At 65.4% G+C, this 16,257-nt stretch carries 15 protein-coding genes; 8 read left to right on the plus strand and 7 right to left on the minus strand.

Annotated features, from left to right (window positions below; genetic code table 11):
- Positions 1–2: 2 nt before the first annotated feature.
- The 7 genes from LCM4576_RS04605 to LCM4576_RS04635 all read right to left on the minus strand — a co-directional run bounded on the left by LCM4576_RS04605 (position 3) and on the right by LCM4576_RS04635 (position 8,640).
- Positions 3–1,160 (minus strand): acyl-CoA dehydrogenase family protein, encoded by a 1,158-nt coding sequence (locus tag LCM4576_RS04605; protein ID WP_071030739.1) that lies wholly within the window; start codon positions 1,158–1,160, stop codon positions 3–5.
- On the minus strand, positions 1,160–2,494 hold the full coding sequence (locus LCM4576_RS04610; protein ID WP_071030740.1) for an MmgE/PrpD family protein: 1,335 nt from the start codon (positions 2,492–2,494) through the stop codon (positions 1,160–1,162). Before LCM4576_RS04610 ends, LCM4576_RS04605 begins: the two co-directional genes overlap by 1 nt.
- Complete coding sequence (locus LCM4576_RS04615; RefSeq protein WP_071030741.1) at positions 2,491–3,657, minus strand: CaiB/BaiF CoA-transferase family protein; 1,167 nt, start codon at positions 3,655–3,657, stop codon at positions 2,491–2,493. The genes LCM4576_RS04610 and LCM4576_RS04615 overlap by 4 nt, the downstream gene beginning before the upstream one ends.
- 340 nt (positions 3,658–3,997) lie before the next feature.
- Entirely contained in the window at positions 3,998–5,098 is a 1,101-nt protein-coding gene (locus tag LCM4576_RS04620; RefSeq protein ID WP_071030742.1) for an alcohol dehydrogenase family protein, read from the minus strand.
- Between the two features lie 8 nt (positions 5,099–5,106).
- Positions 5,107–6,486 carry an aspartate aminotransferase family protein gene (locus LCM4576_RS04625; RefSeq protein ID WP_071030743.1) on the minus strand — a complete coding sequence of 460 codons (1,380 nt, stop codon included), beginning with the start codon at positions 6,484–6,486 and terminating at the stop codon, positions 5,107–5,109.
- Between the two features lie 35 nt (positions 6,487–6,521).
- The gene (locus LCM4576_RS04630; protein WP_071030744.1) at positions 6,522–8,015 is read right to left on the minus strand and encodes an NAD-dependent succinate-semialdehyde dehydrogenase; all 1,494 of its coding nucleotides are present in this window, start codon (positions 8,013–8,015) and stop codon (positions 6,522–6,524) included.
- 133 nt (positions 8,016–8,148) lie between these two features.
- A complete protein-coding gene (locus tag LCM4576_RS04635; protein ID WP_071030745.1) occupies positions 8,149–8,640 on the minus strand; it encodes an Lrp/AsnC family transcriptional regulator in 492 nt (163 codons plus the stop codon).
- An 83-nt stretch (positions 8,641–8,723) separates the two neighbouring features.
- On the opposite strand from LCM4576_RS04635, the gene LCM4576_RS04640 reads away from it, so the two are divergent.
- The 8 genes from LCM4576_RS04640 to LCM4576_RS04675 all read left to right on the plus strand — a co-directional run bounded on the left by LCM4576_RS04640 (position 8,724) and on the right by LCM4576_RS04675 (position 16,254).
- Entirely contained in the window at positions 8,724–10,109 is a 1,386-nt protein-coding gene (locus LCM4576_RS04640; protein ID WP_071030746.1) for a PLP-dependent aminotransferase family protein, read from the plus strand.
- Between the two features lie 137 nt (positions 10,110–10,246).
- Complete coding sequence (gene ehuA, locus LCM4576_RS04645) at positions 10,247–11,032, plus strand: ectoine/hydroxyectoine ABC transporter ATP-binding protein EhuA (protein WP_040985803.1); 786 nt, start codon at positions 10,247–10,249, stop codon at positions 11,030–11,032.
- 95 nt (positions 11,033–11,127) lie between these two features.
- Entirely contained in the window at positions 11,128–11,979 is an 852-nt protein-coding gene (gene ehuB / locus LCM4576_RS04650) for an ectoine/hydroxyectoine ABC transporter substrate-binding protein EhuB (protein WP_071030747.1), read from the plus strand.
- Between the two features lie 165 nt (positions 11,980–12,144).
- The gene (ehuC, locus tag LCM4576_RS04655; protein ID WP_071030748.1) at positions 12,145–12,804 is read left to right on the plus strand and encodes an ectoine/hydroxyectoine ABC transporter permease subunit EhuC; all 660 of its coding nucleotides are present in this window, start codon (positions 12,145–12,147) and stop codon (positions 12,802–12,804) included.
- 16 nt (positions 12,805–12,820) lie between these two features.
- On the plus strand, positions 12,821–13,480 hold the full coding sequence (ehuD, locus tag LCM4576_RS04660) for an ectoine/hydroxyectoine ABC transporter permease subunit EhuD (RefSeq protein ID WP_041001787.1): 660 nt from the start codon (positions 12,821–12,823) through the stop codon (positions 13,478–13,480).
- 5 nt (positions 13,481–13,485) lie between these two features.
- On the plus strand, positions 13,486–14,262 hold the full coding sequence (eutA, locus tag LCM4576_RS04665; RefSeq protein WP_071030749.1) for an ectoine utilization protein EutA: 777 nt from the start codon (positions 13,486–13,488) through the stop codon (positions 14,260–14,262).
- Positions 14,263–14,281: 19 nt separating this feature from the next.
- Entirely contained in the window at positions 14,282–15,265 is a 984-nt protein-coding gene (gene eutB / locus LCM4576_RS04670) for a hydroxyectoine utilization dehydratase EutB (protein ID WP_071030750.1), read from the plus strand.
- Positions 15,262–16,254, plus strand: coding sequence for a cyclodeaminase (locus LCM4576_RS04675; RefSeq protein WP_071030751.1), 993 nt, complete (start codon positions 15,262–15,264; stop codon positions 16,252–16,254). Before eutB ends, LCM4576_RS04675 begins: the two co-directional genes overlap by 4 nt.
- Positions 16,255–16,257 lie beyond the last annotated feature (3 nt).

The raw sequence follows: 16,257 nt of genomic DNA on the forward strand, positions 1-16,257 counted from the left end.
CGTCAGTAGGAACGTGGCATTCCGAGCACATGCTCGGAGAGGTAGGACAGGATGAGGTTGGTCGAGATCGGCGCCACCTGGTAGAGCCGGGTTTCGCGGAACTTGCGCTCGACATCGTATTCCTCGGCGAAGCCGAAACCGCCATGCGTCTGGATGCACGCATTGGCGGCCTCGTTCGAGGCATCGGCGGCCAGCATCTTGGCCATGTTGGCTTCGGCGCCGCAGTCGAGGCCGGCCTCGTAGAGGCGCGTCGCCTCACGGACCATCAGCTCGGCGGCGCGCGTGTTGGCGTAGGCCCTGGCGATCGGGAACTGGATGCCCTGGTTGGCGCCGATCGGCCGGCCGAAGACGTTGCGCTCGCAGGCATAGGCGGAGGCCTTCCTGATCAACCATTTGGCATCGCCGATACATTCGGCGGCGATCAGGATCCGCTCGGCATTCATGCCGGAAAGGATATAGCGGAACCCCTTGCCCTCCTCCCCAACCAGGTTTTCGACAGGGACCTCGACATTGTCGAAGAAGACCTCGGTCGTGGAGTGGTTCATCATGGTGCGGATGGGCCGGATCGAAAGCCCCTGCTTGAGCGCCTCGCGCATGTCGAGGATGAACACCGAAAGGCCTTCGGTGCGCTTGGATACCTGGTCTTTCGGGGTCGTGCGGRCAAGCAGCAGCATCAGGTCGGAATATTCGGCCCGGCTTGTCCAGATCTTCTGGCCGCTGACGACGTAATGATCGCCGTCCCTGCGGGCGAACGTGCGGATGGAGGTCGTGTCGGTTCCGCTGCCGGGCTCGGTGACGCCGAACGCCTGCAGTCTCAATTCGCCGGAAGCGATCTTCGGAAGATAACGCTGCTTCTGCTGCTCATTGCCATGCCGCAGCAGCGTGCCCATGACGTACATCTGCGCGTGGCAGGCGGCGCCGTTGCAGCCGGCGCGCTGGATCTCCTCGAGCACGGCCGCCGCCGCCGAAAGCGTCAGGCCCGCCCCGCCATACTCCTCGGGGATCAGYGTCGCGAGGTAGCCCGCCTCCGTCAGCGCGTTGACGAAATCCAGCGGGTAAGCGCGGGCGGCGTCGAGCTTGCGCCAGTATTCGCCCGGAAACCGCTCGCAGAGCCGACGCACGGCCTCGCGGATCTCCTCGTTGTCGACATCCTTGAACATCAAGCGCTCCCCGCGGCACGTGCCTGGGGACGCGCGTCTCCAGCGAGTTCAAACAAACCCAGCGAGCGCACCGGGCGGTTGCCGGGCAGTGCAAGGATGGCGCCGATCAGTTCGTCGGCGCGGGCTGGCGAACTGCCGCCGGCGATGAGCTGCGCGCGCGCTTTCTCGGAGAGCTCGGTCGCCGTCACCGGATTGCCGGGATCTCCCTTGGCGTCGTGTCGCGCGGCGGAAAGACGCCGACCGGAAGCCGTCTCCACCACGATCTCGGCGCCCCACGATTCGGGGTACGCAGCCTCGATCCCAGGCGCCAGCTCGACGTCGACTTTCTTGCGTTCGCCGGCCATACGCTGCCGGGCATCGGCATCGAAACTTGCCTGGTCGACGCGGCCGTCCGCGAGCGCGATCGCCACCGTGTGCTGGAGCGAGAATTTGGCGCTGTAGGGATCCTCCGGGAAGGGCCGGTCGCACACGTCCAGCGCGGCCCGGTAAGCTCCGACCTTCACCTTGGCGATGGCTTCGCCGGCTATCTCTGCGTGCAAGGCAATGGCGCCGTCGATCGCCGGATGGGTATGGCGGCAGCAGGGCCAGGGCTTGATCGAGGTGTTGATCAGCTGCCAGGCCCGATCGGGCCCAGCCGTCACGGCCTCCGGGATCGGGTCGGGGCACAGGCCCGCATAGAATCCCTTTTCGCCCTGGAGGATGTTTTGCGCGCCCGTGAACCCTTCCCTGGCCAGGAACGATGCAAGGACGCCCGATTCCGCGGCCCGGGCCGTGTGAAGATGCTTGCTCATGGCGCCCTCGGCCAGGAACTCCCAAAGCCCCGACGACTGGGTCCCGGCGTTACCGAGCGCCCAGACGGTCCTGTCGTCGTCGAGGCCGATGAGCTCGGCCACGGCAAAAGCCGCGCCGAACGGCCCGCAGGTCGAGGTGTTGTGCCAGATCCGGTAATGCTTCTTGCCGACGGACATGCCGACGCGGCAACAGGCTTCATATCCCGCCAGAACCGCGCGCAGGAACGCTTCGCCGCCAAGGTCGTGATCATGGGCCACGGCCCAGGCCGCGGGAATGACGACGCTGCCTGGATGGGTCACCGAATCCCGGTGCAGGTCGTCCATCTCCAGGATATGGGACAGACCGCCGAGATAGAATGCCTTGCGGGCCGTGTCCGCCTGCGCCGGCGGCGCAACCGCCTTGAGCATGCGGGCAGGTTCGGTCGGCAACGCGCCGAGCGCACAGCCGAGCGTATCCAGGACGAACAGCGATGCCCATTCAAGATCGCGTTCGGTCACCGGCTTTTCGCGGATCAACCGGGTCAGGTCGCGGGTGAGACTCATGACGTTCCATTCCCTATCCGTTGGGATGCCGCCGTATCCGGCGGACCGAATTCCCGTCGCAAGGCCACATCGTGTTCGCCGAGCGAGGGCACCCTGCCCAATTCGGGGCGCTTGCCATCGACCGTGACGGGCGGCGCGAAAAGCTCTATCGGACCAACCGCGGTCTCGACCGCGACCCTGGTCGCGCTGCGATGCACAGCCAGGTCCGCCATGGTCGACACGCGGCCATAGCCGATGCGCACCTGGTCCAGCAGTTCRCACAAGGCGRYCATCGTGTAGGGCGCCAGGATCGCCTGCACACAAGCGTCGAGCGGCTCGCGATTCTTGATGCGCAGCACGTTGCGTTCGAATCTCGGATCCGTCGCCACCGACGGCCAGCGCAGGACGCTCTCGCAGAAGACGGCCCATTCGCGTTCGTTCTGGACGGCGATCAGGATTTCCCCGTCGCTGACGCGAAACAGCCCGTAAGGAGCTATCGAGGGGTGGGCGAGGCCAAGCCGGCTGGGCTCCTTGCCGCCGTAATAGCGCGCCAGATACGGCACATTCATGTATTCGGCGAGGGTGTCGAACAAGAAGACCTGCAGGTGGGCCCCTTCCCCGGTCCGCTCGCGCATGATCAGGGCTTCGAGGATGGCGGCATAGGCGGCCTGTCCCGTGGCGATATCGGATATCGATACGCCGACGCGCGTCGGACCCGACGTCGCCGATCCCGTGATGCCCGCCAGACCGGCTTCCGCCTGGATGAGCAGGTCATAGGCTTTCCGTTCGTGATCCGGCGTTCCTGGCGCGTAGCCGCCGATGTCGCACACGATCAGCCTCGGGAACCGCCGCCTGAGGTCTGCGCTGCCGATGCCCAGCCTGTCGGTGGCGCCGGGCACAAGGTTCTGGACGAACACGTCGGCTGAGGCGAGCATCGCCTCGACCAGCGCCAGATCGTCCGGCTGCTTCAGGTCGACGGTGCAGGACTGCTTGCCGCGGTTGTTCCAGATGAAATAGCTCGACAGGCCGTGGACATAGTCGTCATAGCCGCGGGCGAAATCGCCCTCGAGGCGCTCGAGCTTGATGACGCGCGCGCCGGCGTCGGCCAGCCGTGACGTCGCCAGGGGCGCAGCCACGGCTTGCTCCAGCGAGACGACGGTCGTTCCCTCCAGCGCGCCTGGCATGGCTCRCTCCTTATCCTGCTTTTGCTACACCATCGCACCGGAAGGGTCCCCTCCGTCAAATAGCGTTTTGTAATGGGAGGTATAGCGAAACGGCACAGTCGGCCGTGCGTTCGTTGCACCCTGGATGTTGAAGCATGATCTTCCCCGAAACCGGTTCCCAATTTCGGGATTATGCTCTAGCCGAAGAGGTCAAGAGCGGCAACGACGTCCGGCGTGTCGGCGGTGCCCCACCACACGGCGCCACTCCGGCTGGCAGCGCCATCGTGATCTATCCGAGGCTCTCGACGATTGGGGCGACAGTGGCGCGAACCTCGGCTGACCCGTCAGATCTGTCCCGCGCTCAAGCGCCGCTCCACATCGCGTCCGGCACCACCACCAGCTTGCCGACGAAGTCCTTGCCCATGAAATCGGTCTGGGCGCGATGGAAATCCGACAGTCTGTAGACGCCGCCGACCAGCGGCTTGATCTTTCCTTCCTCGATGTAGCGCACGATGCGGCGGAAATCGGCGCGCGTGCCCTGGCTTGAGCCGTGGAGCTGTAGTTGCTTCAGATACATGGTGCGAAGATCGAGCTGCACGACCGGTCCGGCGATCGCTCCGGCAGTCGTGTAGCGGCCCTCGGGCCGGAGAATGCGCAGCAAGTCATTGAAGATGGCGCCGCCGATGAGGTCGGCGACCACGTCTATGGGCTGGCCGCCCGTCGCTTCGTTGACGGCGGCGGGCAGGTCGGGCACGCCGCGCGTGATCACCTTCTCGGCGCCGATGTCGAGCACGGCCCGCTCCTTGCCCTTGCCGACGACGGCGTAAGGAACGGCGCCGCGGGCCCGCGCCAGTTGCACGATGYCGGAGCCGACGCCGCCGGAGGCCCCGGTGACCAGCRCCCGTTCGCCGGCCTTCAGCGCCGCGCGCTCCAGCATCTGCTCGCCGGTGAGATAGGCGCAGCAGAAGGTAGCCAGCTCGACATCGCTGAGCCCGGTGTCGACAACATGCGCATTCTCGGCCGGCAGCGCCTGATATTCGGCGTAACCGCCATCGCGGCCATGGCCCATATAGTCGATGTCGGCCAGCGAATCGTCGTCGCGGTTGTAGATGGAGAAATCGACCATGACGCGCTCGCCGATGCGGTCGTTGGATACGCCGTTACCGACCGCGACGATGGTGCCCACCGTGTCGGTGCCCTGGATGCGCGGGAAGGTGAGCGTGTTGCCTTGCCGGCGCCAGGTCGACACGGCGGCGGCATCCTCCTCCGTGCCATAGGCGCCCTGGCGCACCCAGACGTCGGTGTTGTTCATGCCACAGGCGCTGACCTTGACCAGCACCTCGCCGGCGGCCGGCGCGGGCACCTTCACATCGGTGCGGTAGACGAGCTTCTCCAGGCCGCCATGGCCGGTGAGCTGCACGGCGGCCATGGTGGCGGGTACGGTTACGGTCATCGCATTCATGTCACTTCTCAGATGCTTGCCAACACGCTGTTCACCGCGTCGGCGGTCTTGGCGACGACGATGTCGGCCTCCTCGCGCGTCAGGCAAAGGGGCGGCGCGAAGCCGAGGATATCGCCCTGCGGCATGGCGCGGCCGATCACGCCGCTGGCGGCCAGCGCCGTGGCGATCTGCGGCCCGACCTTCAGCGCCGGATCGAAGAAGACTCGGTCGTCGCGGTCCTTGACGAACTCGATCGCGGCCAGCATGCCGTCGCCACGCACCTCGCCGACATTCCGGTGGCCGCCGACGGCCTTGGCCAACTCTGTGCGGAAGTAAGCGCCGGTCTCGCCGGCGTTCCGCACCAGGTCCATCTCGTCGATCAGCTCAAGATTGGCGACGCCCGCGGCAACGCAGATCGGATGCGCCGAATAGGTCCAGCCATGGCCGAGCGAGCCAAGCTTGTCGGAGCCCTTGACCAGCACCTGCCAGACCTTGTCGGAAACGATGACGCCGGAAAGCGGCGCGTAGGCCGAGGTCAACCCCTTGGCGATGGTGATCAGGTCCGGCTTGATGCCGTAATGATCGGATCCGAACATGGTGCCGAGACGACCGAAGCCTGTCACCACCTCATCGGCGACGAGCAGCACGTCGTATTTGTTCAGGACGGCCTGGATTTTCTGCCAGTAACCGGCCKGCGGCGGCACGATGCCGCCAGTGCCGAGGATCGGCTCGCCGATGAAGGCCGCGACCGTGTCGGGGCCTTCGGCAAGGATCATCTCTTCCAGCTTGTCGGCGCAATATTGCGAGAACTGCTCCTCGCTCATCGAACGATCGGCGCGGCGGAAATAATACGGCGCCTCGGTATGCAAGATCGGCGCGCGCGGCAGGTCGAAAGCGTTGTGGAACAACTCGAGCCCGGTCAGCGATCCGGTCATGACGCCGGAACCGTGATAGCCGCGCCAGCGCGAGATGATCTTCTTCTTCTCCGGCCGCCCGAGGACGTTGTTGTAGTACCAGATCAGCTTGATGTTGGTCTCGTTGGCGTCGGAGCCGGAGAGGCCGAAATAGACCCTCGACATGCCTTTCGGCGCGCGGTCGATGATCATCTTGGCCAGTGTGATCGAGGCCTCGGTGCCGTGCCCGACATAGGCGTGGTAGTAGGCGAGGTTCTTCGCCTGCTCGGCGATGGCATCGGCGATCTTCTGGCGGCCATAACCGACATTGACGCAATAGAGGCCGGCGRAGGCATCGATGCTCTTCTTGCCGGTGTTGTCCCAGACGGTGACRCCTTCGCCGCCGGCCATGATCCTGGCTGGCGACTCACCCCGCGCGTGCGTGCCCATGTGCGTCGAGGGATGGAAGAAGTGGTCGCGATCCCAGGCGGAGAGTTCGTTGGACTGTTCGARCATTTTTTGACTCCTGACGAGAATGAGGCCTGCGTAGCTTAGGCTACATCGAGGCAGAGGTATTTGAGATCCGTAAAAGCTTCGAGCCCGTGGCGCGAGCCTTCGCGGCCGATGCCGGACTGCTTGACGCCGCCGAACGGGATCGGCGCGCCGGTGATCTTGACGCGGTTGATCGCGACCATGCCGTACGCCAAGGCGCCGCCTATGCGCGCCTGCCGCGCGCCATTCTCGGTGACGACATAGGCGACCAGGCCATATTCGGTAGCATTGGCTCGGGCGACGACTTCCGCCTCGTCGTCGAACGGCGTGACGGCGGCGACAGGACCAAAGGTTTCCTCATGCATGATCAGAGCTTCGTCCGGCACGTCGACAAGCAGGGTCGGCTGGTGGAACAGCGGGCCGGCAGCGTGGCGCTTGCCGCCGGTCAGGCATCGCGCGCCGTGGGTAAGCGCATCGGTGACTTGCTCCTCGACCTTCTTGACCGCGCGCTCATGCATCAGCGGCCCGATATCGGCGTCCGCGGACAGGCCGTTGCCGACGCGGAGCTGCTCGATGCGGCGCGCGAAAGCGGCGCAGAAGCGGTCATAGATAGGCCGCTGCACATAGATGCGGTTGGCGGCGAGACAGTCCTGGCCGGAGGTGGCGAATTTGGCGTCGAGCGCGATCGTCACCGCCTTGTCGATGTCTGCGTCGTCGAAGACGATCAGCGGCGCATGCCCGCCGAGCTCCATGACCAAGCGTTTCATTGTCGGCGCACTCTGCGCGGCTATCAGCCGACCGACCTCGGTCGAGCCGGTGAAGCTCATGGCGCGAACCCTGGCGTCGGCGCACATCGCGCCGACGATGGTGTGCGCATCGCCGGTGACGACGTTGAAGACCCCGGCCGGCAGGCCGGCGCGCTCGCCGAGCTCGGCCAGCGCCAGGGCCGACAGCGGTGTTTCGGAGGACGGATGCGCCACCACCGTGCAGCCGGCGGCAAGCGCGGCCGCGGCCTTGCGGGTGAGCATGGCCGATGGAAAATTCCAGGGCGTGACGACGCCGACCACGCCGAGCGGTTCGCGGCGCACCGACATCTCGGCGTTCGGCAGATGGCTAGTGACGCTTTCGGCGTTGAGGCGTTTCGCTTCCTCGGCATACCACTCGACGAAGGAGGCTGCGTAATCGATCTCGCCCAGCGACTCCTTCAGCGGCTTGCCCTGTTCCAGCGTCATCAGCAGCGCCAGATCGTCCCTGGCCGCGATGATCAGATCGAACCATTTTCGCAGGATCTTCGAGCGTTCCTGCGGCAGCGCCGAGCGCCAGGCGGGAAACGCACGGGACGCGGCGTTGATCGCTTTCGTCGTCTGGGYGGCATCGAGTGCCGCCACGAAGGCGACGGTGGCTCCGGTCGCCGGATCGGTAACCTCAAAACTTGCCGCCGCTTCGCTCGCCGTCCAGTGGCCATCGACATAGGCGAGCGCGCGCAACAGCCGGCGATCGGCGAGGCGGTCAAGCGCTTCATGGTGGTTCGTGCGGGCAAAATGCGCGGACATCAGTCGGATCTCCCGGTGCCGAGGCGATATGGAGAGACTAGCCGCGCGATCGAGACAAAGAGGCTGTTTCGGCAAGCTGACAGAGAGAGATTGTCTCTATTAGCCAGCTGCCACAGGCAATCTCTCTACCTCCTCAAAGTTGCTCCGGCAGCAGATCGGCCACCGGCAGCACGGTCTCGTCCTTGACCGTCTTGGTGACGATGTAGGTGAAGTAGCGGTCGATGCCGATCTCACGTTCGAGCAGGCTGTCGACCAGCCGCTGATAGGCATCGATGTCGCGCGCCATCACCTTCAGCACGTAGTCGACGCCGCCGCCTACCGACCAGCAGGCGACGATCTCGGGAACATCGCGCACCACACGCTCGAAACGGTCGAAGTCAKCCTGGCGGTGATTGGCCAGGGTGACTTCCATCAGCACCGTCGCCACCGGCGCGATGGCGCGCATGGCGATCGCGGCGTGATAGCCGGAGACGATGCCGGCCTTTTCCAGCTTGCGCAGCCGCATCCAGCACGGCGTCGRCGACAGGCCGACCTTCTCGGCCAGCGCCAGCTTGGTGATGCGCCCGTCGCGCTGGATGGCGTCGAGAATCCTGAGGTCGATCGGGTCGAGTTTCGCTGCCGCCATTCGGGATCCGCCTTTCGTTGGAGACACCATGACGATGCATTATTTCGATTGTCAATTGCACTGATTTCGATCTCTAATAAGTCATGACATTATGGCAGCCTGATCCTGCTCTCATCCGCCGCCCGGCCTATCTCTCGCTGGCCGACCAGTTCGCGCGCGCCATCCATGACGGGCGGCTGGCCAACGGCACGCGGCTGCCTACGCACCGCCGGCTGGYGGATGACCTGAAGCTTTCGGTGCAGACCGTCAGCCGCGCCTATGAGGAATTGATCCGCCGCGGCCTGATCTCCGGCGAGGTCGGCCGCGGCAGCTTCGTGCAGACGCAGCGCCGCGAGCCGGAGCCGCCCTACCTTCCGGAACGGCTGGGCGAGGTCATCGACCTCTCCATCCTGAAGCCGGTCTGCGAGCCGATGCATCTGGAAAAACTAAAGCAGGCGCTGGGCTGGCTCGCCGAGAACCTGCCGTCGAGCTCGGCGCTGTCGTTCCGGCCGAACATGGTTTTCCCGCGCCACCGCGCGGTCGCGGTCGAATGGCTGAAGCTCTGCGGGCTGGAGGCGTCCCCGCAGAACATCAGCCTCACCAACGGCGCCACCGCCGGCATGACGGTGGCGCTGATGAGCGTGGCGCCGCCCGGCTCGACGGTCGCCACCGAGGCGATCGGCCATCACACGCTGGTGCCGCTTGCCCGCTATCTCGGCTTCAACCTCGAAGGCTTGCCGATCGATGCCAACGGGCTGATCCCCGAAGCGCTCGACGAGGCCTGCCGCCTCTCGGACATTCGTGCCGTCTTCGTCCAGCCGTCAGTGATCAACCCGACGGCGACGTTGATGGACGCCACCCGGCGCGAGCAGATCGCCGCCGTTGCCCGTAAGCACGATATCGCCATCATCGAGAACGACGTGCTCGGGCCGCTGGTCGAAGGCCGGCCGCCGGCCGTCGCCGCCTTCGCGCCGGAGCGGACGCTCTACGTCACTTCCTTCACCAAGATTGTCGTGCCAGGGCTGCGCATCGGCTATCTGGCGGTCCCGGATCGCTATGTCGCGGCCGTCGCCAACCGTCACCTCGTCTCGAACTGGATGGCGACACCGATGGTGGCGGAGATCGCGACACGCTGGGTGAATGACGGCACGGCGATGGAACTGGTCAACTGGCAGCGCGGCGCGCTGAGACGCCGGCAGGAGATCGCTGCGGAAGTGCTCACGGGCGTCGACTATCGCTGTCATCGCGACGGGCTGCATCTGTGGCTCGAGCTGCCGGGYGACCGGGCCGAGGAGAGCTTTGTCGCGCAGGCGCGCCTGYGCGGAGTGGCGATCGCGCCGGGCACTTCGTTCCGCATCGCCGACACGTCCTGGCATCCTGCGATCCGCATCTCGCTCGGGTCGACCACCGAGGGGGAACTGCGCGCGGGCTTGAGCGTTGTCGCCAAGCTGCTGCTCGGCGAACCGGAGCATCTCCTGCTCGCCATCTGATGCACAAAGGGAGCGCAGATTGCCCTGAAATTGTGCCGCGCCGGAAATATTGTCATGATATTATTTTCCCGATTGACATGATTTGGCACGTTTCGCATCGTTAAGGGCATAGACTTCTCCAGAACGGGGAAAATGGATTGCCCGCGCCCATCATCAAGGTCGATGCGATTTCGAAGAGCTTCGGCGCCTTCAAGGTGCTGGACGGTTTGTCGATGCAGGTGATGCCGGGCGAGAAGCTGGCGCTGATCGGTCCGTCCGGCTCCGGCAAGACGACAATCCTGCGCATCCTGATGACGCTGGAAAAGATCGACGGCGGCCATATCCAGGTCGATGGCGAACAGCTCTACCACGTGGAGCGCAACGGCCAGCTGCTGGCGGCCGACGAGCGGCACCTGGCCAGGATGCGCCAGAAGATCGGCATGGTCTTCCAGCTCTTCAATCTCTTCCCGCACAAATGCGTCATGGACAATGTGACCCTGGCGCCGATGCTGACCAAGGGCGTCGCGCGCGCCGCCGCCGAGAAGCGGGCGATGGAACTGCTCGATATGGTCGGCCTCGCCGACAAGGCGAAGGCAATGCCGGCGCAGCTGTCCGGCGGCCAGAAGCAGCGCGTGGCGATCGCGCGCGCCTTGGCGCTGTCGCCCAAGATCATGCTGTTCGACGAGGTCACCTCGGCGCTCGACCCCGAACTCGTCGAGGAAGTGCTCAACGTCATGCGCAAGCTCGCCGCCGAGACCGACATGACGATGCTGCTCGTCACCCACGAGATGGGTTTCGCCCACGACTTCGCCGACCGCGTGCTGTTCTTCGACCGCGGCCGCATCGTCGAGGAGGGCAAGCCCGATGAGATTTTCCGCCATCCCAAACAGGAAAGAACGCAGAGCTTCCTGAAGAAGATCATCGCGGCCGGACATCGCGTCTGACCGCAATGCGAACGGGCGATGCAAGTCGTCCACGGGCGGCCAAAGGCCGTCCCGAACCGAGCAAACCAAGAAGCAGAAACAAGGAGTTGGGAACGATGAAGAAACTTGGCATTCTGGCTGGCGTCGCCGGCCTCGCGATCACCACGATACTGTTCGCCTCTGGCGCGCGATCGGCGGACGACGCCAAGCTGGAGCAGCTCAAGCAGCAGGGTTTCGCGCGCGTCGCCATCGCCAACGAGCCGCCCTATACGGCGGTCGCGGCCGACGGCAAGGTGTCAGGCGCAGCGCCCGACGTGGCGCGCGAGATCTTCAAGCGTCTCGGCGTCAACGACATCGTCGCCTCGATCTCCGAATATGGCGCCATGATCCCCGGCCTGCAGGCGGGACGCTTCGACGTGGTCACCGCCGGCCTGTTCATGAAGCCGGAACGCTGCGCGGCGGTCGCCTATTCCGAGCCGGTGCTTTGCGATGCCGAGGCGCTGCTGGTGAAGAAGGGCAACCCGAAGGGCTTCAAGAGCTATGCGGATATCGCCAAGGACACCTCGGCGACCATCGGCGCGCCGGGCGGCGGCACCGAGGAGAAGCTGGCGCTCAACGCGGGCGTGCCGCGCGATCGCGTCATCGTCGTGCCGGACGGCCAGAGCGGGCTGAAGATGGTGCAGGACGGCCGCATCGACGCCTATTCGCTGCCGGTGCTGTCGATCAACGACCTGATCAAGAAGGCCAACGACCCGAATCTCGAAGTGATCGCGCCGGTGCAGGGCGCGCCGGTCTATTGCGACGGCGCCGCCTTCAAGAAGGGCGACGAGGCGCTGCGCGATGCCTATGACGTCGAACTCGCCAAGATGAAGAAGTCCGGCGAGTTCGCCAAGATCATCGAGCCCTACGGCTTTTCGGCCGCGGCCGCCATGTCGACGACGCGCGAGRAGCTCTGCTCGGCGAAGTAAGGCGCGAATCCTGCCTTCTCCCCGTTCACGGGGAGAAGGTGGCCCGAAGGGCCGGATGAGGGGCGGCGCCATAGCTCAATAAGTTCGCGCTGCCCCTCATCTGCCTGCCGGCATCTTCTCCCCGTTAACGGGGAGAAGAAAGCTAACCGCAAACGTTGGAACCCCATGACCCAGTGGTCCGGCTATCTCGGCCTGACATTGCAAGGTGCGCTTGTCACCATCGAGCTGACGCTGATGGGGTCGGTGCTTGCGCTGATCATGGCCTTCCTGGCCGGCATGGGCCGCGTGTCGCGCTTTTTCATCCTGCGCGCGATCGCAACCGCCTATATCGAATTCTTCCGCGGCACCTCGATCTTCGTGCAGCTGTTCTGGGCCTATTTCGTGCTGCCTTTCGCCGGGCTGTCGCTGACGCCACTGCAGGCCGGCGTGCTGGCGCTGGGCTTGAATGTGGGCGCCTATGCGGCGGAAGTCGTGCGCGGCGCCATCCTGTCGGTCGGCCGCGAGCAATATGAGGCCTGCACGGCGCTCAACCTCGGCCGCTGGCAAGGCATGCGCCATGTGATCCTGCCGCAGGCGCTGCTGGTCATGCTGCCGACGTTCGGCAACAATGCGATCGAGCTGCTCAAAGCGACGTCGGTCGTCTCGCTGATCTCGCTCGCCGACTTGACCTTCCAGGCGCAAGTGGTGCGCTCGCAGACCGGCAGCACGCTGATGCCGTTCCTGTCGGTCCTCATCATCTATTTCGCGCTGGCGCTGATCATCTCCTGGGGCGTTCGCACGCTGGAGCGCCGGATGGCGCGCGGTCTCGACGGAGTGCGTGTCTGATGGAATGGGCCAAATAATGGATTGGGATTGGAACTTCGTCCGGGAGATCATGCCGACCCTGATCCAGGGCGTGAAGATCACCATCCTGGCGACTATTCTGGGTTCCATCCTGGCGGCGATCGTGGGGCTCGCGATCGCGCTGGCGCGGCGCTCGGAGAACAGGATCGTCGCGCGCAGCGTCGGCTGGTTCGCCGAGTTCATCCGCGGCACGCCATTGCTGGTGCAGCTCTATTTCATCTTCTACGTGCTGCCCGAYATCGGCATCCTGCTGCCGCCGCTGGTGGCGGGCGTCATCGGGCTTGGCCTGCACTACGGCACCTACACGGCCGAGGTCTATCGCGCCGGCATCGACAATGTGCCGCGCGGCCAATGGGAGGCTGCCAAGGCCTGCAATCTCAACGGCCGCCACACCTGGACGCATATCATCCTGCCGCAGGCGATCCCGCCGATGATCCCTGCCTTGGCCAATTATTTCATCGCCATGTTCAAGGAGACGCCGCTGCTCTCGGCGATCACCGTGCTCGAGCTGATGAACCAGGCCAAGAGCGTCGCCAACACCTACTACCGCTATATCGAACCGATGACGCTGGTCGGCGCCTTCTTCCTCGTCATCAGCCTCTGCTCCGTCGTGCTCTTGCGCTGGCTGGAGCATCGCTACGGCAGGATCGAAAGATGAGAAGCATGAAAGCATTGCCCGACATCCGCCTCGAAACGGCGCGCCCAACGCTCGACGCGCGTCCGCTGAAAAAGCGCGTCGGACTGATTGCGCTTGCGACCGACCACACCAGCGAGGTGGACTTCCGCCGCATGGTGGCGAGCGAGCGGATCGGCGTCTATGTCGCGCGCATCCCCTACGCCAATCCGACGACGCCGGAGAATTTGCGCAAGATGCAGCCTTCGCTTTCGGTGGGCGCGGCGCTGATCCTGCCGGACGAGACGCTCGATGCCGTCTGCTACTCCTGCACGTCCGCTTCGGTGGTGATCGGCGACGCCGAGATCGAGCAGGCGATCCAGGCAGCCAAGCCCGGTGTGCCCGTGGTCACGCCGCCGATGGCCGGCATGCGCGGCCTGAACGCCTTCGGCGTGAAGCGCATCAGCATCCTGACCCCCTATACGGTCGACACCAGCCGACCGATGGCCGCCTATTTCGCCGCGCATGGCTTCGACATCCAGAGCTTCTCCTGCCTCGGTTTCGAGGACGACCGCGAGATGGCGCGGATCACGCCGGCGTCCCTTGTCGAGCTGGCGCGCAAGGTCACGCATCCGCAGGCCGATGCGCTGTTCGTGTCGTGCACTGCGCTGCGCGCCGCGCTCGCGGTTCCTGGCATGGAGGAAGCGATCGGGCGTCCGGTGGTCACCAGCAACCAGGCCAGCGCCTGGAACTGCCTGCGGCTTTGCGGCGACGACACGCCGCGACCCGAGTTCGGCCGGCTGTGGACGAAGCCGCTGGCGCAGTGAACGAAAGTCCGTGATCGAAATGACTGTCGAGCTTCAGCATATTCGCGCCGCGCGCGAACGCATTGCCGGCAAGGTCGAGCGGACACCCTGTGTGGTGTCGCAAAGCCTGTCGGACCGCGCTGGCCATACTGTTCATCTCAAGCTGGAGCATCACCAGACCACCGGTGCCTTCAAGCTGCGCGGTGCTTCCAATGCGATCGCAGCATTGAGCGCGGACGAAAAATCGCGCGGCGTCGTCGCCGCCTCGACCGGTAATCACGGCCGCGCGCTGGCGCATGCGGCGAAGCTCGAAGGCATCCGCGCGGTGATCTGCATGTCGCGGCTGGTGCCGGAAAACAAGCTCGATGCCATCCGCCGCCTCGGCGCGGATATCCGCATCATCGGCAACAGCCAGGATGACGCACAGCAGGAAGTCGACAGGCTGGTGGCGGAGGAAGGGCTGGTCATGCTGCCGCCCTTCGACCATCCCGATATCGTCGCCGGTCAGGGCACGCTTGGCCTGGAGATCATGGAGCAGGTTCCGGATACCGCGGCGGTGCTGGTGCCGCTGTCCGGCGGCGGGCTGGCGGCTGGCGTGGCGTCGGCGGTCAAAGGCGTGAGCCCGCGCACCAAAGTCATCGGCATCTCGATGGCGCGGGGTGCCGCGATGAAAGCCAGCCTCGACGCCGGCCGTCCAGTGCAGGTCGAGGAACTGCCGACGCTGGCGGACTCGCTCGGCGGCGGCATCGGCCTCGACAACCGGCTGACCTTCGCCATGTGCCGTGGCCTGCTCGACGACGTGATCCTGCTTGCCGAGGACGAGATCGCCGCCGGCATCCGCCATGCCTATGAGGAGGAGCGCGAGATCGTCGAAGGCGCTGGCGCCGTCGGCATAGGCGCGCTGCTTGCCGGGAAGGTCGGCGTGAACGGCCCAATGGTGCTCATCCTCTCCGGYCGCAACATCGACATGGACCTGCACCGCCGCATCGTCTGCGGCGAGGCAATCGCGGAGCGTGCAGCATGAGCCGGATGACCATCCTCACCGAGGCGGAACTGCGCAAGATCGTGACGCTCGACCTGGAAGYGGTCGCCTGCGTCGAGAACGCCTTTCGCGCCTTGGCCACGCTGCCGGTAGCGATGCCGCCAATCTTGYGGCTCGACATACCCGAGCATCGCGGCGAGGTCGACGTGAAGACCGCCTATGTGCCGGGTATCGACGGTTTCGCGATCAAGATCAGCCCCGGCTTCTTCSACAATYCGAAGCTTGGYTTGCCCAGCGTCAACGGCATGATGGTGCTGCTGTCGGCGAAGACGGGCCTGATCGAAGCGCTGCTGCTMGACAATGGCTATCTCACCGATATCCGCACGGCCGCCGCCGGCGCGGTCGCGGCCAGACATCTGTCGCGCAAAGATTCCAAGGTAGCGGCGATCTTCGGCGCCGGCGTRCAGGCCGGGCTGCAGCTAGAGGCGCTGCGCCTCGTGCGGCCGATCGCGGAAGCGCGTATCTGGGCGCGCGACGCCGCCAAGGCGGAGGCTACAGCCGCGCGCTTGCGCGAGAAGCTCGGTATCCTCGTGCGGGCAGAGCCGGATGCGGCGAACGCGGCAGCCGGCGCCGACATCATCGTCACCACGACGCCTTCGACCGAACCGCTGATCAAGCCCGGTTTCGTCACCGCCGGCCAGCACATCACCGCCATGGGCTCGGATGCCGAGCACAAGAACGAGATCGCGCCGGCCATCCTGCGCATGGCCGACCTCTATGTCGCCGACAGCGCCAAACAGACGCGGCGCCTCGGCGAACTCCATCACGCCATCGAGGCGGCGGTCTTCGCCGCCGACGCTGAGGTCACCGAACTGGGGGAGATCATTGCCGGCAATAAACCCGGCCGGCGTTCAGCAAGCGAGATCACGATCGCCGACCTCACCGGCACCGGCGTGCAGGACACCGCGATCGCCACGCTCACCCGCGACCGCGCGCAGGCGGCGAATGCCGGAACGATTTTCGAGAGCTAGTAC

Origin of the sequence: Mesorhizobium sp. LCM 4576, from assembly GCF_001854815.1 — a bacterium.
GTDB classification, from domain to species: domain Bacteria; phylum Pseudomonadota; class Alphaproteobacteria; order Rhizobiales; family Rhizobiaceae; genus Mesorhizobium; species Mesorhizobium plurifarium.